This is a genomic window from Rhodoferax sp. (assembly GCF_023700745.1).
GTDB lineage: Bacteria > Pseudomonadota > Gammaproteobacteria > Burkholderiales > Burkholderiaceae_C > Rhodoferax.
This window is the reverse complement of record NZ_JAMPYG010000003.1, coordinates 175,416-195,246: the sequence shown is the minus strand read 5'-3', so window position 1 is coordinate 195,246 and position 19,831 is coordinate 175,416. Positions and strand designations below refer to the sequence as shown.

Sequence of the window (19,831 nt, the reverse complement as noted above, 5' to 3'; positions counted from 1 at the left end):
CGCAGCGTTAATCCAGTGCCGCTGGATCGGCCCGCAGCATCAGGCGGGCCAGTTCGGCGGCGGATGAGATGGCGGCCTTTTCCATGATGTGCTGGCGGTGGATGTGCACAGTCTTTTCGCTGATGCCCAGGCTGGCTGCAATCAGTTTGTTGGGTTGACCGCGCGCGATCAGGCTGGCAGCTTCTCTTTCCCGGGGTGACAGCGTGGCCAGCACCGCCAGGGCGGCATTGCGCCGCTGCGTTTCCTCCAGCGCCTCGGCACTGTGCCGGATGGCGGTGGCCACGGTATCGAGCAGCATCTGGTCCTTGAACGGCTTCTCGATGAAATCGCTGGCGCCGGATTTCAAGGCCTGGACGGCCATCGACACATCGGCGTGGCCGGTCATGAACAGAATCGGCAAATGCACCCCGCGTTCGCGCAGCACCTGTTGCAGTTCCAGGCCACTCATGGCCGGCATGCGGATGTCGAGCAGCAGGCAAGATGGCTGGGTTGGCGGGGCGGCAAGGTCGAGGAATTCTTCCGCCGAGGCGTAGAGCTTGACGTTCCAGCCCACCGAATCGAGCAGGAAGCGAAGGGAGCGGCGCAGGCCCGCATCATCGTCAACGACGTGGACGAGACAATCTTCAGGTGGGTAGGTCATGGCAGGGGAGCGAGAAGGAAAAACACATGCCCGGGCCAGCGGCATTGGGCTGGGCCCATAGCCGGCCGCCATGGGCTTCGATGATGGTTTTGCAGATCGGTAGCCCAAGGCCCAGGCCATCCGGTTTGGTGGTGAAAAACGGCTCGAACAGGTGCGCCAATTGCGGCGGTTCGAGGCCGCAGCCCTGGTCAACGACGTGAAGCTGAACCCAGTTGTCCACGGCTTCAACCATGACCCGAATGCCTTGCCGATCAGGCCCCAGGTTGCGGCCGGCATCCACGGCATTCTTGAGCAGGTTCAGCAGAACCTGCTGGATTTGCGGACCGTCCGCCAGCACCCGGCAACTGGCAGGCAGTTGGTTGTCGATGTGGATCTCGGGCGGGTGCGCCAGCATGCCGACGACCAGGTGCCGTGCCTCCTGGGCAAGGAGCACGAGGTCAACCGGCTCGCGTACGGCGCTGCGTTTTCGGGCGAAATGGCGGATGCGCTGCACGATGCCGCCGGCCCGCTCGGCTTCATTGACGATCTGGGTGCAGGCTTCGCTGATAGCCTCCGATGTCAGGCGGCCGCTGTCCTGGCGGCGCAGCACGGTGCGGGCATAGGTGCCGATGGTCGTCAAAGGCTGGTTCAGTTCATGCGCCAGGTTACCCGACAACTCGCCCAGCACCGACAATCTGGACAGGTGCTCCATCTGCTCCTGGCTGTCACGCATGCGGGTCTCTGCCTGCTCCCTGGCACTGAGGGAATCACGCAATTGCGCCGTCCGGCGCAGCACCTGGTGCTCGACCCGCACGGTGTGGATGATCCAGGCCACCAGCGCCAGCAAGGCAGCCAGCAGCCAGGGCCAGAAACGTCGCGCCAGCCCTTCAGGCGTGATTTCCCGCAGGTAGGCGTACGGGCCGACACGCAGCGCCCGGTACAAGTCGTGTATTGGCTGGTAGTCCGCCGGAACGGTCCAGCCCATGCCGTCGGCTGTTTGTGGCATGGACAGCAGGGCGTGGGCGACCTGTTTGGCCAGCACAGGGTCGGTCTGGCGGGTGACGGCCAGTGGCCAGTTCGGATAAAGGGGGGTCGACAGCGCGCACGGAAACGGGTCTTCCTGGCGCTGCGACAACACCCGGAAGTCCGCCGACGAGAGCCGTTTTTCGCGCACCATTTGCTCTGGCACACAGGCGCGCACGATGCCGGCATCCACTTTGCCCTGTTGCACTGCTTCGACGATCTGGTCCATCGGCAAACCCATGAATCGAATTTCCTTCAGGTCCGTCTCCGGATCAACCCCGTTGCGCAGCATTTCCTGTGCTGCCAGCAGGTAGCCGCCAAAGGCGTCCGGTGCAACGGCAGCAAGACGTTGCCCAGCCAGATCGGAGAGTTCCTGCAAATCCGTTCGGTCACTCCGGACCAGGACCGCCGAACCCAGCGCTTTGGCGGCTGACATGCCCGAAGACTCCAGCGTGGCGATGCGGCTGAGGCCAAATGCGGCCTCCATGGCGATGTAGTACCCCGGGTTGGTGATCACCAGATCGATGCGCTCCCCGGCGATGGCCTGGTGCAAGCTGGCGGCGTCATGGTTTTCCAGGCGAAAACGGTGTTCTGGCAGCGCCTGGTTCAGGTAGCTGATGAGCGGATGCCAATCGGACGTGGAGGCGTGCTCACCCTGGTAGGCAAAGACACCGATCGCCACCTCCTTTCCCAAGGCCTGCGATGGATTGAAACAAAAGAGGAAGATCAAGCCGATCAGCCAGCTTGGTCGCAGGGTCTTTTTGTCGCCGACGTTGTCCATGGGATCAGTATAGACAAGCGTCCCGTGCCGATTTTTTAAAGCGCGGTAGTCGGGCCGACGCCACTGGCAACGGCAAAGTCAACGGCCAGGACAAGGTGCTCAGCTCAGGCGGCTTTGTCCTTCAAGCCCAGGGCCAGTTCATACAGCGCATTGCGCGGCTCGCCGGTGATGTCGGCGGCCAGCTTGACGGCGGTTTTCAGGGGCAGTTCGGCCAGCAGCAATTGCAGCACACGGGTGTCCGGACCAGTGGCCAGGCTGGCCGGGGCCGGGTGCAGTACCAGCGCGAATTCACCGCGCAGGCGGTTGCCGTCCTGCGCCAGCCAGGCCGGGAAATCCTGCGCTGCCAGCGTCGCAATTTCTTCGAACTGTTTGGTCAGCTCGCGCCCCACCGTGACCGCCCGCGTGCCCAACATCGCCAGGGCCGTAGCCAGGGCTTCGATCCGGTGCGGGGCTTCAAGCAGCACCACGGCCCGCACCTCACCCGCCAGGGCCTGCACCGCGGTGTTGCGTTCGCCGCTTTTGCTGGGCAAAAAACCCGCAAAGACAAAACCATCGGGGTGCCGGGCGTCCAGCGTCAGACCGGCCACGCTCAGCACCGTGGTGATACTGCTGGCACCGGGCAGCGGCAGCACCGGCAGCCCGGCCTGGCGCGCGTCGGCAACCAGACGGGCGCCGGGGTCGCTGATGGCAGGCGTGCCGGCATCGCTCACGTAGGCCACGCGCAGGCCCTGGCGCAGCCGCTCCAGCACCGTTTGTGCTGCCTGCGCCTCGTTGTGCTGGTGCAGTGCCAGCATCTGTGCCGGCGGCTTGTCGATGCCATAGGCGCGTAACAGCGCCTGGGTGTGGCGCGTGTCTTCGCAGGCAATCAGATCGGCCAGTTGCAGCACATGCAAGGCACGCAGGCTAATATCGGCCAGGTTGCCAATCGGCGTGGCCACCACATACAAGGCGCCGCGCGGGTAGTTTTGCTGGCCACAGGCTTGTTGCGCAGCCAGCAGGGCCTGGGCGAAGCTGGCGCTCACAGGTGTCAAGGAGCTTGAAGTCAATGGGTATTCCTCTGGTCAAATCGGGGACGGTACCGGCGCGGTTGCAACCGTCCACTACCAAACAACTGGGCGATCAGGCTGAAAACCTGGCGCTGGCACATTTGCAGCACGCCGGTTTGCGCCTGCTGGAGCGCAATTATCGAACCCCGGGGCGCGGTGGTGGCGAAATCGACCTGATCATGCGTGCGCCCGATGGCACCTGTGTCTTTGTCGAAGTGCGGCGCCGGGCATCAGCCAGCCATGGTGGTGCTGCCGCCAGCGTCAGCTGGGTCAAGCAAAAGCGCATTGTGTTTGCCGCACGGCACTACCTGATGCGCCTGCGCACTTTGCCGCCTTGCCGCTTCGATGTGGTAGCGGTGCAGGCGGACGGGGTTGAGTGGCTGGCGGGTGCCTTTGATGCAGGCGGAATGTAAGACTTTGCAAAGCTGGGCCTGGCCAGGGCCGTGAGGAACCGCATATCGGTCTTGCGCGAGTATCATTGCGGCCATGCTGCAACAACGTATCCAACAACATTTCATTGACAGCGCCGACCTGAAATACCAGGCTGCCCCGCTGCTCAGCCAAGCCATTGCCGATGCCGTGCAGGCGCTCATGGCCTGTGTCACCAGTGGCGGCAAGGTGCTGAGTTGCGGCAATGGCGGCTCGGCCGCCGACGCCCAGCATTTTTCAGCCGAATTTGTCGGCCGCTTCGAGCGTGAACGCCCTGAGCTGGCGGCCATCGCGCTGACCACCGACAGCTCGATCCTGACGGCGATTGCCAACGACTATGACTTCACCCATGTTTTTTCGCGTCAGGTGCGGGCCCTGGGTCAACCGGGCGACGTGCTGCTGGCCATCACCACCAGCGGCAACTCGGCCAATGTGCTGGCCGCCATCGAGGCGGCGCACCAGCGCGACATGGTGGTCATTGGTTTGAGCGGTCGCGGCGGCGGCAAAATGGTGCAGGCGCTGCGCGATACCGATGTGCATATCTGTGTGCCCCACGAGCGTACCGCGCGCATCCAGGAGGTTCACCTGCTGACCCTGCATTGTCTGTGCGATGCGGTCGACACCCTGTTACTTGGCGATTAGGAAGTCCCCATGAAATTCATCAGTCAGAAACTACTCTCCATGTGCCTCGTTGGTGCCGCTCTGGGAGCCACCTTGAGTGCCTGCGCTCCCGTCATGATGGGCGGCGCCGTCATGGGCTCGCTGGTCGCTACGGATCGGCGCACTTCGGGCGCCCAGCTTGAAGACGAGACCATTGAACTGCGTGCTGCCAGCCGCATTCGTGACAATCTGGGCAGTCGCGGGCATGTCAACATCAGCAGCTATAACCGCCGTGTCCTGCTGACTGGCGAGGTTCCGAGCGCGCAAGACAAACAACTGGTGGAGCAGATCGTGACGCGCGTGGAGAACGTGCAAGCGGTGGTCAATGAACTGGCGGTGCTGGGCCATACGACCCTGACGCAGCGTACGTCCGACACGCTGGTCACCGGCCGCGTCAAAGCGGCCCTGCTGGACGCCAAAGACCTGTTTTCGAATGCCTACAAGGTGGTCACCGAGCGTGGCACCACCTACCTGATGGGCCGCGTCACGCAACGCGAGGCTGATCGTGCCACTGACATTGCCCGCAGCACGACCGGTGTGCAAAAGGTGGTGCGCGTGTTCGAGATCATCAGCGAAGACGAACTGCGCAACCAGTTGCCACAACCGGCGCCGGCCGAAACCAAGAAATAAGGCGGTTTCAGCGCAAGCGCTTGATCAGGCTGGAGGTGTCCCAGCGCCGGCCGCCCATCTGCTGCACGTCGGCGTAAAACTGGTCCACCAGCGCAGTCACCGGCAGGCGGGCTCCGTTGTGTTTGGCCTCGTCGAGCACCAGTCCGAGGTCCTTGCGCATCCAGTCCACGGCAAAGCCAAAGTCGAACTGGCCGGCCACCATGGTTTTGCCGCGGTTGTCCATTTGCCAGCTTTGGGCCGCGCCCTTGCCAATCACCTCAAGCACCTGGTTCATGTCGAGCCCGGCTTTCTCGCCAAAGGCAATGGCTTCGGCCAGGCCCTGCACCAGGCCGGCAATGCAAATCTGGTTGACCATCTTGGCCAGTTGCCCGGCCCCGCTGGCGCCGAGGTAGGTCATCGCCCTGGAAAAGGCCATGGCCACCGGTTGCGCCGCCTCGAACGCGGCCTGCTCACCACCGCACATGACCGTGAGGGCGCCGTTCTGGGCGCCGGCCTGACCGCCCGAGACGGGTGCGTCGACAAAATGCAGCCCCCTGGCTTGGGCCACGGCATGGAGTTCGCGCGCGACATTGGCTGACGCGGTGGTGTGGTCCACCAGCACGGCCCCCGCTTTCATGCCGGCAAAGGCGCCATCGGCACCCAGTACCACGCTGCGCAAGTCGTCATCGTTGCCGACACAGCAGAACACCAGGTCGGCATCCTGCACCGCCTGGCGCGGTGTGGGCGCATGTTTCAAATGCCCCGCCTGGGCGGTGGCAGCGGCATACTCGGCGCACCAATCTATGGCCTTGGCCGCAGTGCGGTTGTACACGGTGACCTGGTGGCCGGCGCGTGCCAGGTGGCCGGCCATGGGGTAACCCATCACGCCCAGGCCCAGAAAGGCAACGCGGCGACTAGGGGTGGTGTCGTAACTTCTTGTGTTCATGCTGGATGGCCTGGTGTTGTGTTCAAACAATGCTGAAATTTTCGGTGCCGGCGCTCAGGTCCTGCGTTTTGCCGCGCTGGCTGTTGAGTTTGATTTGCAGCCGCAAATCGTTCATCGAGTCGGCGTTGCGCAGCGCGTCTTCATAGGTGATCTGGTTGGACTCGTAGGCATCAAACAGCGCTTGGTCAAAGGTTTGCATGCCGATGTTGCGACTTTTCTTCATGATTTCCTTGATCTCGGCGACTTCGCCCTTGAAGATCAGGTCGGAAATCAGGGGGGAATTGAGCAGGATCTCGACCACAGCCAGACGCCCCTTGCTGTCCTGCTTGGGCAACAGGCGTTGCGATACCAGTGCCTTGAGGTTGAGCGACAAGTCCATCAGCAGTTGGGCGCGGCGCTCTTCGGGGAAGAAGTTGATGATCCGGTCGAGCGCCTGGTTGGCGCTGTTGGCGTGCAACGTGGCCAGGCACAGGTGGCCGGTTTCGGCAAAGGCCACGGCATGCTCCATGGTCTCGCGGTCGCGGATTTCACCCATCAAAATCACATCGGGGGCCTGGCGCAAGGTGTTTTTCAGCGCCGCTTCCCAGCTGTCGGTGTCAATGCCGACCTCGCGCTGCGTGACCACGCAATTTTTGTGTGGATGGACAAACTCGATGGGGTCCTCGATGGTGATGATGTGACCATAGGTGGACTGGTTGCGCCAGTCCACCATGGCCGCCAGCGTGGTCGATTTGCCCGAGCCGGTGGCACCGACCAGGATGCACAGCCCGCGCTTGGTATTGACCACATCTTTCAGGATGGGTGGCAGACCGAGGCTGTCAATACTGGGCAGGGTCATGGGGATGGTGCGCAGCACCAGGCCCACCTTGCTCTGCTGCATGAAGGCGTTGACCCGAAAACGGCCCAGGCCCGGTGGTGCAATGGCAAAGTTGCACTCCTTGGTGCGCTCGAACTCGGCCACCTGTTTGTCGTTCATGATGGAGCGCGCCAGCGCCAGCGTGTGGCCTTCGTTGAGCGGCTGGGGCGAGACCTTGGTGACCTTGCCGTCGACCTTGATGGCGGGCGGGAAATCGGCGGTGATGAACAGGTCGCTGCCGCCGCGACTGGTCATCAACTTGAGCAGGTCGGTAATGAAAGAAGTGGCTTGATCGCGTTCCATAAGGTCACCCTGGGAAGTTTTCGGGAATTTTTGCCTTGGTGCGGGCTTCGGCCGGACTGATGATGTTGCGCCGCACCAGGTCGGTCAGGTTCTGGTCGAGGGTCTGCATGCCGACGTTGTTGCCGGTCTGGATCGATGAGTACATCTGGGCCACCTTGGCCTCGCGGATCAGGTTGCGGATGGCGCTGGTGCCCAGCATGATTTCATGCGCCGCCACCCGGCCCTGGCCGTCCTTGGTCTTGCACAGCGTTTGCGAGATCACGGCTTGCAGCGATTCGCTGAGCATGGCGCGGATCATTTCCTTTTCAGCCGCCGGAAACACGTCAATGATCCGGTCAATGGTCTTGGCCGCGCTGGAGGTGTGCAGGGTGCCAAACACCAGGTGCCCGGTCTCGGCGGCGGTCATGGCCAGGCGGATGGTTTCCAGGTCGCGCATTTCGCCCACCAGAATCGCATCCGGGTCTTCGCGCAGGGCCGACTTCAGGGCGGCGGCAAAGCTTTGCGTGTGGGGGCCCACCTCGCGCTGGTTGATCAGGCATTTTTTGGATTCGTGGACGAATTCAATCGGGTCTTCCACGGTCAGGATGTGACCGAATTCGTTTTCATTGAGGTAATTCACCATGGCCGCCAGCGTGGTGGACTTGCCGGAGCCGGTGGGGCCGGTCACCAGTACCATGCCGCGCGGCTTGAGTGCCAGATCGGCAAAAATCTTCGGGCAATTGAGCTGTTCCAGCGTCAGGATTTTGCTCGGAATGGTCCGGAACACCGCGCCGGCCCCCCGGTTCTGGTTGAAGGCGTTGACCCGGAAACGCGCCAGGCCTTCGATTTCAAACGAGAAGTCGATTTCCAGAAATTCTTCATAACGTTTGCGTTGTGCGTCGTTCATGATGTCATACACCATGGCATGCACCTGCTTGTGCTCCAGCGGCTCGACGTTGATGCGCCGCACATCACCGTGGACCCGGATCATGGGAGGCAAGCCAGCAGACAAATGCAAATCTGACGCTTTGTTCTTGACGCTGAAAGCCAGCAATTGGGTAATGTCCACAGGGGCCCTTTTGTTTGTTACGCTTGGCAATTATGACCAAGATTTCAACACAACTCAGCGCTGTGCGTGCGCGCATCCGCGCCGCCTGCCAGGCGGCTGGCCGCCCTCCCGAAGCCGTGACGCTGCTGGCAGTTTCCAAAACTTTTGGCGCCGATGCGGTGCAGGCTGCCTTCGAGGCCGGTCAGACCGCGTTTGGTGAGAACTACATCCAGGAAGCGGTGGAAAAAATCATCGTTCTGCGGCACCTGCCGTTGGTGTGGCACTGCATCGGTCCGGTCCAGAGCAACAAGACCCGGCAGGTGGCCGCGCACTTTGACTGGGTGCACACGGTGGATCGTCTCAAAATTGCCCAGCGCTTGAGCGAACAACGGCCTGCAGGTTTGCCGCCTTTGCAAGTGTGCATCCAGGTCAATGTCGATGGTGGCCCCACCAAGTCGGGAGTGGCGCCTGAAGACACATTGGCGCTGGCCCAGGCCATGGCCGGCCTGCCGCGCTTGCGTTTGCGCGGTTTGATGTGTATTCCGGAACCTGCGCCAGATTTTGCGGCGGCGTGCCGGGTCTTCAAAAGCGCCAGCGTCCTGTTGGACGACTTGAAGGCGAAAGGGCTCAACCTGGATACCCTGTCGATGGGCATGAGTGCCGATATGGAGGCTGCCATCGCCTCGGGAAGTACCCTGGTACGGGTCGGTTCGGCCATTTTTGGCGCGCGACACCCCCCGGCCTGAGCGCGTCAGTGGCCTAGGCGCCAGCCGTCGGAATGGGTGTCGGCTGGCCAAACAGATAACCCTGGAAATGGCGGCAGCCCAGCGCCAGCAAGGCATCGCGCTGCACCTCGCGCTCCACGCCCTTGGCGATCACCGCCAGCCCCAGGCTTTCACCGAGTGTGACGATGGCGCGAATGATGCTGGCGTTTTGCGGGTCGTCGAGCATGTCGCGGACGAACGCCTGGTCAATTTTGAGCTGGTCAAGCGGCAGCCGCTTGAGCATGGCCAGCGACGAGTAGCCGCTGCCAAAGTCGTCCAGTGACAAGCGCACGCCAACAGCGCGCAGCGCATCCATTTTGGCCATCACGTCGTGCCCATCGTCGACCAGTTGGCTCTCTGTCAGTTCCAGTTCCAGCTGCGCTGCATTGGCGCCGGTTTGCTGCAGGGTCGTTTCTACCCGGGTGACAAAATCGGGCTGCCGGAATTGTGCCGCGCCGACATTGACCGCAATGGTCCAATGGCGCTGTGACGCCTGCTGTGAAAACGCCTGCAACTGAAGACAGGCGCTGCGCAGCACCCAGGCCCCCAGCGCCACGATCAGGCCGGAAGATTCCGCCACTGCGATAAATTCAGCGGGCAAAATCACGCCGCGCATTGGGTGTTGCCAGCGCAGCAACGCCTCAAAGCCAAGCGTTTGCCCCTGGTCATCCAGCTGTGGCTGGTAATGCAAGACAAATTCATCATGTGCCAGCGCCCAGCGCAGGTCGGCCTCAAGCGTGGTGCGGGCCACCACCTGGGCCTGCATCTCGGGGTTGAAAAAGCGCAGGGTGTTGCGTCCGGCGGCTTTGGCCTGGTACATGGCCATGTCGGCCTGTTTGAACAGCTCTTCACGCGTGTCGTTGGGTCCCTCAATCAGGGTGACCCCGATGCTGACGCTGGTTTGGCAGTTGTGCGCGCGCAATTGGTAGGGTTGGCTGAGCCGGTTCAGCAGTTTTTGGGCCACCTGCTGCGCTTGCCGCGCCGCCTCGCCCGGCTGGGTGCTGAGGTTGACCAGCATCACCACAAACTCATCGCCACCTTGGCGCGCCAGGGTGTCCTGGGTCCTGACGCATTCGCGCATGCGCTCGGCGATCTGATACAGCAGCTCGTCGCCGGCGTCATGGCCAAGGGTGTCGTTGATGTCCTTGAAGTTGTCCACGTCCATGAACATCAGGGCGGCGCTTTGGGGGACGCGTGCGAGCGAGCTCAGCAATTGCTGCACCCGGTCCTGCAACAAACGCCGGTTGGGCAGACCGGTCAGGGCGTCGTAAAACGCCAGCTGATGGATGGCTTCTTCGGCCTGCTTGCGCCGGGTCATGTCGGTGGAGATGCCGCATAGGGCATAAATGTGGCCCTTGGCGTCGCGCAAGGGCAGCTTGACTGACAAATAGCTCTGCGTCACCTGGCCATCGAGGCTGCGGTTGATTTCTTCCTCTTCGACGCGCTCACCATGTTCAATCACGCGCAAGTCATGGGCACGCAACTTGGCCACCGTGATCTCATCGAAAAATGCACTGTCCGTTTGCCCGATCACCTGTTCGGCGCTGCAGCCAAACAGCTGCGCGACCCGGCTGTTGGCATACTGGTAACGCAGTTCCCGGTCCTTGATGTAGATGAAGGCATCGACACCGTTGAGAATGGTGTTGAGCTGTTCTTCATCGGCACGGATACGGGCGGTTTTTTGCACCACCTGCTGGCGCAGCCAGGCGTTCAGGGCGAGTGCCAGCAACAAGGCGGCAAATAAGCCTGACAGCGCCCACCATAGGTAAGCCGGTATCTCAAATGAGGGGGCGGCTTGCATCCAGCGCTGCAAAGCGGCCGCATAGGGTGAATCGGGCTGCGCCTGCCATGCCTTTAAATGACGGTCAATGGCCGCCAGCAGTGCCCCATTTTTGTCCTTGGTTGTGGCGAAATACAGTTGCGCCGGCTGAAACACCACGGCGGTCGATTCGACGTCAAAGCGGTGCGCCTGCATATCGCCAAAAAAACGGTTAGCAGCGACGGCATCGACATTGCGCTGTTGCACCTGCTCAAACCCTTGCTCGAATGAACTTACCTGAACCAGCGTGGCAGTCACCGCAAAACTGTCGAGCATGTTTTTCAATGACGAGGCCTGGATCGAGCCGGCGACGACCGCGATGCGTTTGTTGTGCAAATCGGTGACAGTCTGGATAGGTGTGCCCCTGAGCTTGTAAAGCTGTGACCAGCTCAACAGGGCCGGCACCTGATGAAAATCAAAAAGCTGTGCCCGCTGGTCGGTGTAGGCCACATCGGGCATCAGGTCGATCTCTGCTCTGACCAGCGCATCCAGACAGGCCTGCCATTCGCAGGGCACAGCGACCACGTTCCATTGCTCCTGTGCCGCCATGGCCATCAACACGTCGCCCAGAATACCGCTGGGCTTACCCCCTTGGCCCAGCAGCAATTTGGGGGCGTTTTCATAGACGCCGACCCGCACCGTGCGTGCTGGCGGGTTGGCAGCCTGGACCCAGGTGGTCAACAAGAGCGCTGCCAACGGCAATCCCCACTGAACGATCAGGCGCCAGTGTTTGAGCCGGGTCATCCAGGGTGGCAACATGGTTGTATGAAAGTAAATGTTCAATAGGGATCGATGGTCTGCTATGTAAGCAAATGTAAGTCAGACATGAATTATGCAGGTTGCGGGCTTCAAACCGTTTTTTTTTGACTGTTGGCAACGTGCGCCAGTACGGCCCTGCAACTGCCGGTGGGTGTTAGCGGTAGGTCGCCAGGTGGATGTTGGTTTCGGTGCTGCGGATGCCCTTGATCAGGCGGATGCGCTCCAGAGTCTGCGATAGCTCGGCCATCGAGGTGGCCTCAAGTTCGGCCAGCAGGTCCCAGCGGCCATTGGTGTCGTGCAGGGCTGCCACGCCGGGCTCGCCCAGCAAACTGGCAATCACCAGCCGGGTCTGATTGCCTTCGACCAGCACCTCCATCCAGGCACGGATCCGGTCGGGCTCCGATTCGGGCCGCAATTTCACGGTAAAGCCCAGAATGACCTGACTGTCTTCGAGTTTGCGGATGCGGTTGGTCACGGTGCCGCGCGACACCTTGAGCTTGTAGGCCAGGTCGGCCACGTTCATGCGTGCGTTCTGCCGCAGCAGGCCGATCAGGCGTTGGTCAATTTCATCCATGGTGTCAAAAAGATAATTGAATTTGGCAAAACGCTAATTTTGGAGCAAAACAGCACATTTTTGACGATTTGATTTATCGCCAGACTGCAGCACACTTGTTTCGCCGAGCAAAGCCTCTGACTGAGCCAATTTTTATGACTGCAAACACCACTTTTTCCAGCGCCACCAGGCCAAACGTTGCCACCCTTTACCTGAGTGCCCCCGAAATGGTCCGGCTGATCTGCCGCCAAGGCGTGAAGGCCTGTATTGCAGGCATCGCAGAGAACATTCGTGCCGATTTCTTGCGCTGGCCTGATTTCGACAAATCGGCCCGTGTCGCCAACCATTCAGAAGACGGCGTGATCGAACTGATGCCGATTGCCGACGATCGGCTTTACAGTTTCAAGTATGTCAATGGCCACCCCAAAAACACCCGCATCGGACTCTCTACGGTGATGGCTTTTGGTGTGCTGGCCGACGTGGCCACCGGCATCCCGCTGCTGCTCAGCGAATTGACACTGACCACGGCTTTGCGTACCGCCGCCACCTCGGCATTGGCGGCACAGGCCCTGGCACGCCCGGACAGCCGTGTGCTGGCCTTGATCGGCAACGGTGCCCAAAGCGAATTCCAGGCGCTGGCCTTTCAGCACCTGATGGGCATTGAGTCGCTGCGCCTGTTTGACGTCGACCCGGCGGCCACCGCCAAGCTGGTGGCCAACCTGAATCACTCGGGCTTGAACATCACCGTATGTGCCAGCACCGCCGAGGCCGTCCAGGGCGCCGATATCGTCTCCACCCTGACCGCTGACAAGACCAACGCCACCATCCTGACGCCGGACATGGTTCAGCCGGGCATGCACATCAATGGCGTCGGCGGCGACTGCCCGGGCAAGACCGAGTTACACGCCGATATCCTGCAGCGGGGCAGCGTGTTTGTGGAATTTACGCCGCAAACCCGTACCGAGGGTGACATCCAGCAAATGCCGCACGATTTTGCCGTGACCGAGTTGTGGCAAGTGCTGGCCGGTCAGCACCCGGGGCGCCTACATGCCGAGGAGGTCACGGTGTTCGATTCGGTCGGGTTTGCGCTGGAAGACTACTCGGCCCTGCGTTACATGCTGGAGACGGCGACCGCGTTGGGGCTGGGTGAGACCATCGCCCTGATTCCTGAAATGGCCGACCCGAAAAACCTGTTCGGCGCCTTGCTCGCTCAATGAGTCGCCTTGCGCATCAGTGTGCTCTTGCCAAAGAGTGATTCGATCAGGTCGACCGCCACTTCGGCGGTGCGGTTGCGCACGTCAAACGCCGGGTTCAGCTCCATCACGTCGAGCGAGGCCAGGCGGCCGGTGTCGGCAATCATTTCCATGCACAGTTGCGCCTCGCGGTAAGTGGGGCCGCCGCGCACCGTGGTGGCCACGCCGGGCGCAATGTCGGGGTCGAGAAAGTCGACGTCAAAACTCACATGGAGGTGGGTGTTGGCATCGACCAGGGCGAGGGCCAGCTCCATGGCCGCGCGCATGCCCATTTCGTCGATGAAACGCATGTCAAACACCTCCAGTCCGGCCTCGTGCACCAGGCGCTTTTCGCCTTCATCGACGCTGCGAATGCCGATCTGGCGCACCCATTTGGGGTTGATGGCCGGCACCTGGCCGCCGATCCGGGTCAGCACCTCAGGGCCGTGACCACACAAGCAGGCGACCGGCATGCCGTGGATATTGCCGCTGGGGGTGAGCGCGCTGGTGTTGAAGTCGGCATGGGCATCGAGCCACAGCACGCGCAATTTCTTGCCAGTGTCGCGGCAGTGGCGCGCCACCGCGCTGATCGAACCCAAACCCAGGCAATGGTCGCCACCGAGCAAGATGGGCAGGCGGTGTTGCTGGAGTTCGGCATAGACCGCGTCATGCACGGACTGGTTCCAGGCGGCCACCTCGGCCAGGTGGCGGTAGCCGTCCACCGGCGGCAACCACGGGTTGCTCGGGCCGCTCAGGTTGCCCCGGTCAAGCACCTGCAGGCCGTGGCCCGCCAGCACCGTGGCAATGTGGGCCACGCGCAGGGCTTCCGGCCCCATGCTGGCGCCGCGGCTGCCGGCGCCAATGTCGGTGGGGGCGCCGATCAGGGAGATGTTGGTGTTCATGGTGTGTCGGGTTCCTGGGTGTGAAGCGCGTTGTTGTGCGAGCTGGGAATGCTTTGCGCAGTTTAGTCAGTTCGCCGGCTTTTACTGCTCTGGAGCGGATTGATTTCGGGTTTAATACGTTACTCAATTTGTTCAAATGTAATAACCTCAATCATGATGGACGAGACCTTTTTCTGGCTGGGTTACCCGGTGGTGTTCCGACCGGGGGAAAGCTTTGCTGCCGCGTTACAGCGCGCCGGTGTGGCTGACCTGGGTCCGGCCATGGGGGCGTTGCGCGGCCGCTATTTTTGCGGCATCGGGGCCTGCCAGGCCTGTCTGGTGTCGGTCAATGGCGCAGCGCCGGTAGAGGCCTGTCTGACGCCGGCCCGCGCCGGGGTACAGCTCACCCTGGCTGCGCTGCCGGCCCGTGAGGTGCATCGTGTGGCAGCCTGACGTGCTCGTGGTCGGTGGCGGCCCGGCGGGGGTCGCCGCTGCGGTGGAACTGGCCGGCATGGGCTTGTCGGTGCTGCTGGCCGAGCAGCGTGACCGGCTCGGCGGCGCCATCCATCGCGCCTACGCTGGCGCGGGTGCCAGCCCGGTCAAGCGCAACCCGCACCACCAACGCCGCTGGCAGGGCTTGCTGGACCAGCTGCCGCAGGTGGGCGACCGACTTACCCTGCAATTCCAGTCTGTCTTTTTGGGCGTTGAGAGGGATGGCCGCTATTTGTTCGATGACCGTGTTGCGGGTCACGTGCGCAGTGTGCGTCCCAAGGCGGTGGTGATGGCGGTCGGTGGTGTTGAGCGGGTGTTGCCGGTGCCCGGCTGGGAGTTGCCGGGCGTGACCACGGCAGGCGGCATGCAGGTGCAACTCAAGGAAACCGGTGAAGTTCCCCGGGGCCTGATCCTGGTGGCGGGCAGCGGGCCCTTGCCGCTGGCCCTGGCTGCGCAATTGGCGGCTGCGGGCAATCCGCCGCTGGCTGTGCTGGAGCGGGGCCAGCCTTTTCGCGCCGCACTGGCGCAGCCTGGCGCGGCATTCAACGGCTTGCGCAGTTGGCCGCAGCTGGCGGAAGCCCTCGGTTATGTCCAGCAACTGTTGCAGTCTGGCGTGCCTTATCGCACCGGTTGCGCGGTTACCGCCATTGAAGCTCTGCCCCATGGTCTGCGTGTGGCCGTGGTTGATCACCATGGCCGGGATCGGGTCCATGAGGTGGCCCATCTGGCCTTGCACGATGGCCTGGATGCCAATCAGACCGGTTTGCCCAGTCCAAGCCAGTCCGGTTTGCCGGTGGTGTGGGCGGGGGATTGCCGCGAAGTGCTGGGCGCTGATGCAGCCATCTACGATGGCCGCCAGGCCGCCCAGCGGGTTGCGCAGGCCTTGGGGCATCTCTGTGGCATGGTGAGTTTTGACGGCCAGTTGCAGGCAGCCCGGCGCACGCAGGCGGCATTGCGTACGCTGTACCACACACCCGCACCAACTTTGACGCCGGAAACGGTGGTTTGCCGCTGTGAAGGCTTGCGCGCCACCAGCTTTGCCGCACTTCAGGGCGCAGCTTCGCCGCATGAAATGCGCGTAGTGGGACGTTTTGCCATGGGAACTTGCCAGGGCCGCTTTTGTGCCCGTGCGATCCAGGAATTTGCTGCCGAGACAGGCGTACCGTTTGAACTCGGTGCGCTGCACGGCAGCGTGCCGCGCTGGCCGCTGCGGCCGGTGTCAGTGGCTGCACTGGCGGCCTATACCGAGACCTAGTCGATCAACGAAGCCTTCCTATTTTTCACCCGGCAAGCTTTGCCATAACCAGGAGAAGACGATGACCTTGAAGCAACGACGCCATTTCACCATGGGTGTGGCCGCTCTGGCTGCCAGCTGCCTTGCCGGCGCTGCGCTGGCCCAGGCACCCAGTCCCGAGCAAACCACCTGGGACCGCATCAACAGCAGCAAAACCCTGCGCGTCGGCGCGGTGGCCGGTGCCCCGCCAAATTACCAGAAAAACCTGGCCACCGGCGAGTGGAGCGGCATCATGGTCGACCTGGCCAAAGACCTGGCGGCCAAGCTCAACGTCAAATTGGTGGTGACCGAGACCACCTGGGGCAATTCGGTGCTCGATCTGCAGACCAACAAGCTCGACATCTTTTTTGGCCTGAACCCGACACCGCAACGCCGCGAGGTGATCGACTTCACCGTGCCGCTGTACCAGAACGCCTTCACGCTGATTGCCAAAAAGGGCTTCGAGGCCAAGACCTGGGACGAGCTGAACAAGCCCGAAGTCACGATTGCGGTCGACGTCGGTTCGTCTTACGACAATCTGGTCACGGCCATGTACGACAAGGCCAAAATCCTGCGTTTCGAGAAATCCAACGACGCCACCATGGCGGTGCAGACCGGCCGTGCCGACGTGCAGCCGCTGGTGGTCACGGTGTCGGCCGGCATCCTCAAGAAGAACCCCAACGTGGGTCATCTGATCGTGCCGGAGCCGCTCAAGGGCACCACCACCAACGCCGGCTTGCGCAAGGAGGCAGACAAAACCTGGCAAACCTACGTGGACAAGTGGATCACCGAACTGCGCGCGTCCGACAAGATGAACCCGATCGTGCTGTCGAATCTGGACAAACTGATGGGCATCAAGCCCGAAGATATCCCGGTGATCGTCAAGTTCTGAGGCGTGTTTGCCAGCGTGAAACGCGAGGCCGCAGACCGTGGCGATCCAGTGGGGGCCTGTCTTTGTGGGAGGCCCGCCCTCGGGCCGAAGGATGTCCTGGGGGCATTCGCGGCGAGGGCGCCGCTCCCACAGGGCGCCGCATTCGCAGTGCCGATTGTTTGATTGACGGGAGACCCTGTGTACCAGTGGAATTTTGAATTTTTGTGGGAATACCGCAGCCTGTTTGCCACCGGCCTGCTCTATACCCTGGGTTATACCGTGATGTGCATTGGCCTGGGGCTGCTGTTTGGCTTGATCGCCGGCCTGGGACAGTTGTCTCGCTGGGCGGTGATGCGCTGGCCCATGAAGGCTTATGTGGAACTGTTCCGGTCGACACCGGTGCTTGTGCAGATCATCTGGTTTTACTACGCCCTGCCGGTGTTACTGGGCATCGAGATGTCCCCCGCGATGGCGGCCGTGCTGGCGCTGTCGCTCTACGGCGGTGCGTTTTACTCGGAGATCATCCGCGGCGGCATCATTTCGATCGACGTCGGCCAGACCGAGGCCGCGCGTGCCCTGGGCATGACGCGTTTTCAGACCATGCGACGGGTGGTGTTGCCGCAAGCCCTGCGGCGCATGACGCCGCCGCTGCTGAACCAGTCGATCATGCAGCTCAAAAACACCTCGCTGGTGTCGATCGTCGCCTTGCCGGACCTGGTCTACCAGGCCCAGGCGGTGGTGCATGAAACCTACCGTCCGCTGGAAACCTACACGCTGATTGCGCTGATGTACCTAGCCGTGCTGGTGCCTGCCACCAGCCTGATCAAGCGCCTGGAGCGGCGCGCCGATACCTGATTTTTGGAAACCAAGTCATGATTGAAATACAGGGATTGCGCAAGCAGTTTGGCGACAACGTGGTGCTGCGGGACGTCTCGATGCGCGTGGAGCAGGGCCAGGTGGTGGCCCTGGTGGGGCCGTCAGGTTCTGGCAAATCCACCCTGTTGCGCTGCATCAACCTGCTGACCCTGCCTGACGCCGGCCGCATCCGGGTTGGCACGCACGAATTTACCTACCAGGGCGACAGCACGCGGTTGCCGAGTGACCGCGTGCTGTCGCGTTTTCGCGCCAACACCGGCATGGTGTTCCAGCATTTCAACCTGTTTCCGCACATGACCGCGTTGCAGAACGTGATGGAAGGCATGGTCACGGTGTTGCACATGCCCAAGGCACAAGCCCGCGAGCAGGCGCTGCAACTGCTGGACAAGGTGGGTCTGGCGGACAAGGCCGACGCGCATCCGCAACAGCTCTCGGGCGGTCAGAAACAGCGCGTGGCGATTGCCCGCGCGCTGGCCATGCAGCCGCAGGTGATGCTGTTCGACGAGGCCACCTCCGCGCTCGACCCCGAGCTGGTGGGCGAGGTGCTGGCGGTGATCCAGTCGCTGGCTAAAGACGGTATGACCATGGTGATCGTCACCCATGAGATCGCTTTTGCCCGTGAAGTGGCCGACGTGCTGGTCTTCATGCGCGACGGCGTGGTGGTGGAAAGCGGCCCGGCCAAAGACGTGATTGACCACCCGCAGCAGGCCGCCACCCAGGCTTTTCTGGCGCGCTTTCACGACAAGTCTTAAAGCGTTGGGGTCAGAGCACGTCGCTGTGCGAGTGGTCTGACCCGCAAGGTTTCAAGTTGGTTGGGGTCCGAGCACGTCGCGGCGCAGGTGGTCTGACCCGCAAACGCTAAGCCTTCGGAAAACGTGCGGGCGACAGGGCAGCAAAATCCTGCGCACTGTCCTGCTCCAGCGCCCAGCGTGCCACCGCAGCCCCCACCAGCGGCCCCAGGCAGATGCCGTCGCCCTGCATGGCGGTGGCCAGGATCAGGCCGTCCAGTTCGGGGTGCCGACCGACGATGGGCAGGCCGTCTTCGGTGGTAGCGCGAATGCCGGCAAAGGTGCGAATCACGCGTTGGCGCGCCAGCGGTGGGTAAACGTCGATGGCCTCACGCAAAATGGTGGCCACCGTGCGGACGTCGGTCTGGCGATCCAGTATGCCGGTCTCGCGGCTGCTGCCCAACAGGAACTGGCCGGTGCGCAGCGGGTCAATCACCAAGCTCACCGAACTTTGCAGGACGGTGGGCGTGTGTTTGGAGGCCAGGTAACTGGCTGACATCAGCGGCCCGGGCAGCACCGCGTAGCCAAAGGCGGCGCGGTCGGTCACGACCAGCTGTCCCTTGCGCGGAATCATCACCTTATCCAGCCCCAAAAAAGCCATCGAGTCGATGCCGGCAGCCAGCACCACCACGTCAGCCAGGAGGCGACCGGTGGCGGTTTCGACCCCGATCACCCGGCCGTTGGACAACACCAGATCAAGCACCGGGGTGTGGCGCAGCGGCACCACGTTGGCGCAGGACAGCAGGCGGTGCGTCACCTGGTAGCCAATGGCGTGGCCGTCCTTGGGCACCTTGAGCCCGGCCAGCACGCTGGCGCCCAAACCTGGCACGCGGCGCATCAGCATGGCGCGGTCGAGCCACAACGTGGGCTCGTCCTGGCTGTCGAGGTCGCGCTGCTGCGCCGCAATCACCGCCACTTCGAGCTCGGAGCGGGCAAACAGGTAGGTAGGGCGGGTATGGAACAAGTCGGTCAGAACTTCTTCGCGCACGAGCTGGGCATAGAGGTCGCGCGCCTGGCGCGCCAGCTGCATCATCACGCCGGGACGCTTGCTGGCCACCGACACGGCGCCATCCGAGGCGCCGGTGGCACCCGCTGACGGCGTTTGCGCGTCCAGCACGGTGACCTGGGCACCGGCGCGGCTGAGATAAAAGGCAGTGGCCGCGCCCACGATGCCGGCGCCGATCACAACAACATGGGGAAAAGGTCGACTGACAGGCATGTTTG

At 62.5% G+C, this 19,831-nt stretch carries 20 protein-coding genes; 10 read left to right on the top strand and 10 right to left on the bottom strand.

Going from position 1 to position 19,831, the window contains the following annotated elements:
* Positions 1-7: 7 nt before the first annotated feature.
* The 3 genes from NDJ10_RS04755 to rsmI all read right to left on the bottom strand — a co-directional run bounded on the left by NDJ10_RS04755 (position 8) and on the right by rsmI (position 3,469).
* A complete protein-coding gene (locus tag NDJ10_RS04755; protein ID WP_296160024.1) occupies positions 8-640 on the bottom strand; it encodes a response regulator in 633 nt (210 codons plus the stop codon).
* Complete coding sequence (locus tag NDJ10_RS04750; RefSeq protein WP_296160023.1) at positions 624-2,423, bottom strand: sensor histidine kinase; 1,800 nt, start codon at positions 2,421-2,423, stop codon at positions 624-626. Before NDJ10_RS04750 ends, NDJ10_RS04755 begins: the two co-directional genes overlap by 17 nt.
* Before the next feature lie 104 nt (positions 2,424-2,527).
* Positions 2,528-3,469 (bottom strand): 16S rRNA (cytidine(1402)-2'-O)-methyltransferase, encoded by a 942-nt coding sequence (gene rsmI, locus NDJ10_RS04745; RefSeq protein WP_296160022.1) that lies wholly within the window; start codon positions 3,467-3,469, stop codon positions 2,528-2,530.
* Here rsmI and NDJ10_RS04740 point away from each other — a divergent pair.
* From NDJ10_RS04740 to NDJ10_RS04730, 3 genes are all read left to right on the top strand, one after another.
* Positions 3,469-3,882 (top strand): YraN family protein, encoded by a 414-nt coding sequence (locus NDJ10_RS04740; protein ID WP_296160020.1) that lies wholly within the window; start codon positions 3,469-3,471, stop codon positions 3,880-3,882. The two genes, rsmI and NDJ10_RS04740, sit on opposite strands and share 1 nt — an antisense overlap.
* Before the next feature lie 73 nt (positions 3,883-3,955).
* Entirely contained in the window at positions 3,956-4,540 is a 585-nt protein-coding gene (locus NDJ10_RS04735) for a phosphoheptose isomerase (protein WP_296160019.1), read from the top strand.
* Between the two features lie 9 nt (positions 4,541-4,549).
* Positions 4,550-5,188, top strand: coding sequence for a BON domain-containing protein (locus NDJ10_RS04730; protein ID WP_296160018.1), 639 nt, complete (start codon positions 4,550-4,552; stop codon positions 5,186-5,188).
* Positions 5,189-5,195: 7 nt separating this feature from the next.
* On the opposite strand, the gene NDJ10_RS04725 is transcribed toward NDJ10_RS04730, so the two are convergent.
* From NDJ10_RS04725 to NDJ10_RS04715, 3 genes are read right to left on the bottom strand one after another with little or no spacing between them, the layout of a single operon-like run.
* A complete protein-coding gene (locus NDJ10_RS04725) occupies positions 5,196-6,113 on the bottom strand; it encodes an NAD(P)-dependent oxidoreductase (protein ID WP_296160017.1) in 918 nt (305 codons plus the stop codon).
* A gap of 22 nt (positions 6,114-6,135) precedes the next feature.
* Positions 6,136-7,272, bottom strand: a complete 1,137-nt coding sequence (locus tag NDJ10_RS04720; protein WP_296160016.1) for a PilT/PilU family type 4a pilus ATPase — start codon at positions 7,270-7,272, stop codon at positions 6,136-6,138.
* Between the two features lie 4 nt (positions 7,273-7,276).
* Complete coding sequence (locus NDJ10_RS04715; RefSeq protein ID WP_296160015.1) at positions 7,277-8,320, bottom strand: type IV pilus twitching motility protein PilT; 1,044 nt, start codon at positions 8,318-8,320, stop codon at positions 7,277-7,279.
* 32 nt (positions 8,321-8,352) lie between these two features.
* Here NDJ10_RS04715 and NDJ10_RS04710 point away from each other — a divergent pair, with 32 nt between their 5' ends.
* A complete protein-coding gene (locus tag NDJ10_RS04710) occupies positions 8,353-9,045 on the top strand; it encodes a YggS family pyridoxal phosphate-dependent enzyme (RefSeq protein WP_296160013.1) in 693 nt (230 codons plus the stop codon).
* A gap of 13 nt (positions 9,046-9,058) precedes the next feature.
* Here NDJ10_RS04710 and NDJ10_RS04705 read toward each other — a convergent pair whose 3' ends face one another.
* Both NDJ10_RS04705 and NDJ10_RS04700 read right to left on the bottom strand, forming a co-directional pair.
* Positions 9,059-11,641, bottom strand: coding sequence for an EAL domain-containing protein (locus tag NDJ10_RS04705; RefSeq protein WP_296160012.1), 2,583 nt, complete (start codon positions 11,639-11,641; stop codon positions 9,059-9,061).
* Between the two features lie 154 nt (positions 11,642-11,795).
* Entirely contained in the window at positions 11,796-12,215 is a 420-nt protein-coding gene (locus NDJ10_RS04700; RefSeq protein WP_296160011.1) for an Lrp/AsnC family transcriptional regulator, read from the bottom strand.
* A gap of 134 nt (positions 12,216-12,349) precedes the next feature.
* Here NDJ10_RS04700 and NDJ10_RS04695 point away from each other — a divergent pair, with 134 nt between their 5' ends.
* Entirely contained in the window at positions 12,350-13,411 is a 1,062-nt protein-coding gene (locus tag NDJ10_RS04695) for an ornithine cyclodeaminase (RefSeq protein ID WP_296160010.1), read from the top strand.
* On the opposite strand, the gene rocF is transcribed toward NDJ10_RS04695, so the two are convergent.
* Entirely contained in the window at positions 13,405-14,328 is a 924-nt protein-coding gene (gene rocF / locus NDJ10_RS04690) for an arginase (RefSeq protein WP_296160009.1), read from the bottom strand. The two genes, NDJ10_RS04695 and rocF, sit on opposite strands and share 7 nt — an antisense overlap.
* Positions 14,329-14,481: 153 nt before the next feature.
* On the opposite strand from rocF, the gene NDJ10_RS04685 reads away from it, so the two are divergent.
* The 5 genes from NDJ10_RS04685 (at position 14,482) to NDJ10_RS04665 (ending at position 18,571) form a co-directional block, all read left to right on the top strand.
* Complete coding sequence (locus tag NDJ10_RS04685; RefSeq protein ID WP_296160008.1) at positions 14,482-14,760, top strand: 2Fe-2S iron-sulfur cluster-binding protein; 279 nt, start codon at positions 14,482-14,484, stop codon at positions 14,758-14,760.
* The gene (locus tag NDJ10_RS04680; RefSeq protein ID WP_296160007.1) at positions 14,747-16,054 is read left to right on the top strand and encodes an FAD-dependent oxidoreductase; all 1,308 of its coding nucleotides are present in this window, start codon (positions 14,747-14,749) and stop codon (positions 16,052-16,054) included. The genes NDJ10_RS04685 and NDJ10_RS04680 overlap by 14 nt, the downstream gene beginning before the upstream one ends.
* A gap of 61 nt (positions 16,055-16,115) precedes the next feature.
* Entirely contained in the window at positions 16,116-16,964 is an 849-nt protein-coding gene (locus NDJ10_RS04675; RefSeq protein ID WP_296160006.1) for a transporter substrate-binding domain-containing protein, read from the top strand.
* A gap of 177 nt (positions 16,965-17,141) precedes the next feature.
* Positions 17,142-17,798: an amino acid ABC transporter permease gene (locus tag NDJ10_RS04670; RefSeq protein WP_296160005.1), complete on the top strand. Its 657-nt coding sequence runs from the start codon at positions 17,142-17,144 to the stop codon at positions 17,796-17,798.
* Positions 17,799-17,815: 17 nt separating this feature from the next.
* Complete coding sequence (locus NDJ10_RS04665; protein WP_296160004.1) at positions 17,816-18,571, top strand: amino acid ABC transporter ATP-binding protein; 756 nt, start codon at positions 17,816-17,818, stop codon at positions 18,569-18,571.
* Positions 18,572-18,677: 106 nt separating this feature from the next.
* Here the strand turns inward: NDJ10_RS04665 and NDJ10_RS04660 are convergent, their stop codons facing one another.
* Positions 18,678-19,826, bottom strand: coding sequence for an FAD-binding oxidoreductase (locus NDJ10_RS04660; protein ID WP_296160003.1), 1,149 nt, complete (start codon positions 19,824-19,826; stop codon positions 18,678-18,680).
* Positions 19,827-19,831 lie beyond the last annotated feature (5 nt).

Excerpts from the sequence above, each read along its gene's own strand:
- NDJ10_RS04755 (WP_296160024.1), bottom strand. The coding sequence starts at position 640 with ATGACCTACCCACCTGAAGATTGTCTCGTCCACGTCGTTGACGATGAT.
- NDJ10_RS04750 (WP_296160023.1), bottom strand. The coding sequence starts at position 2,423 with ATGGACAACGTCGGCGACAAAAAGACCCTGCGACCAAGCTGGCTGATC.
- NDJ10_RS04740 (WP_296160020.1), top strand. The coding sequence starts at position 3,469 with ATGGGTATTCCTCTGGTCAAATCGGGGACGGTACCGGCGCGGTTGCAA.
- NDJ10_RS04735 (WP_296160019.1), top strand. The coding sequence starts at position 3,956 with ATGCTGCAACAACGTATCCAACAACATTTCATTGACAGCGCCGACCTG.
- NDJ10_RS04730 (WP_296160018.1), top strand. The coding sequence starts at position 4,550 with ATGAAATTCATCAGTCAGAAACTACTCTCCATGTGCCTCGTTGGTGCC.
- NDJ10_RS04725 (WP_296160017.1), bottom strand. The coding sequence starts at position 6,113 with ATGAACACAAGAAGTTACGACACCACCCCTAGTCGCCGCGTTGCCTTT.
- NDJ10_RS04720 (WP_296160016.1), bottom strand. The coding sequence starts at position 7,272 with ATGGAACGCGATCAAGCCACTTCTTTCATTACCGACCTGCTCAAGTTG.
- NDJ10_RS04710 (WP_296160013.1), top strand. The coding sequence starts at position 8,353 with ATGACCAAGATTTCAACACAACTCAGCGCTGTGCGTGCGCGCATCCGC.
- NDJ10_RS04705 (WP_296160012.1), bottom strand. The coding sequence starts at position 11,641 with ATGTTGCCACCCTGGATGACCCGGCTCAAACACTGGCGCCTGATCGTT.
- NDJ10_RS04700 (WP_296160011.1), bottom strand. The coding sequence starts at position 12,215 with ATGGATGAAATTGACCAACGCCTGATCGGCCTGCTGCGGCAGAACGCA.
- NDJ10_RS04695 (WP_296160010.1), top strand. The coding sequence starts at position 12,350 with ATGACTGCAAACACCACTTTTTCCAGCGCCACCAGGCCAAACGTTGCC.
- rocF (WP_296160009.1), bottom strand. The coding sequence starts at position 14,328 with ATGAACACCAACATCTCCCTGATCGGCGCCCCCACCGACATTGGCGCC.
- NDJ10_RS04685 (WP_296160008.1), top strand. The coding sequence starts at position 14,482 with ATGATGGACGAGACCTTTTTCTGGCTGGGTTACCCGGTGGTGTTCCGA.
- NDJ10_RS04675 (WP_296160006.1), top strand. The coding sequence starts at position 16,116 with ATGACCTTGAAGCAACGACGCCATTTCACCATGGGTGTGGCCGCTCTG.
- NDJ10_RS04665 (WP_296160004.1), top strand. The coding sequence starts at position 17,816 with ATGATTGAAATACAGGGATTGCGCAAGCAGTTTGGCGACAACGTGGTG.
- NDJ10_RS04660 (WP_296160003.1), bottom strand. The coding sequence starts at position 19,826 with ATGCCTGTCAGTCGACCTTTTCCCCATGTTGTTGTGATCGGCGCCGGC.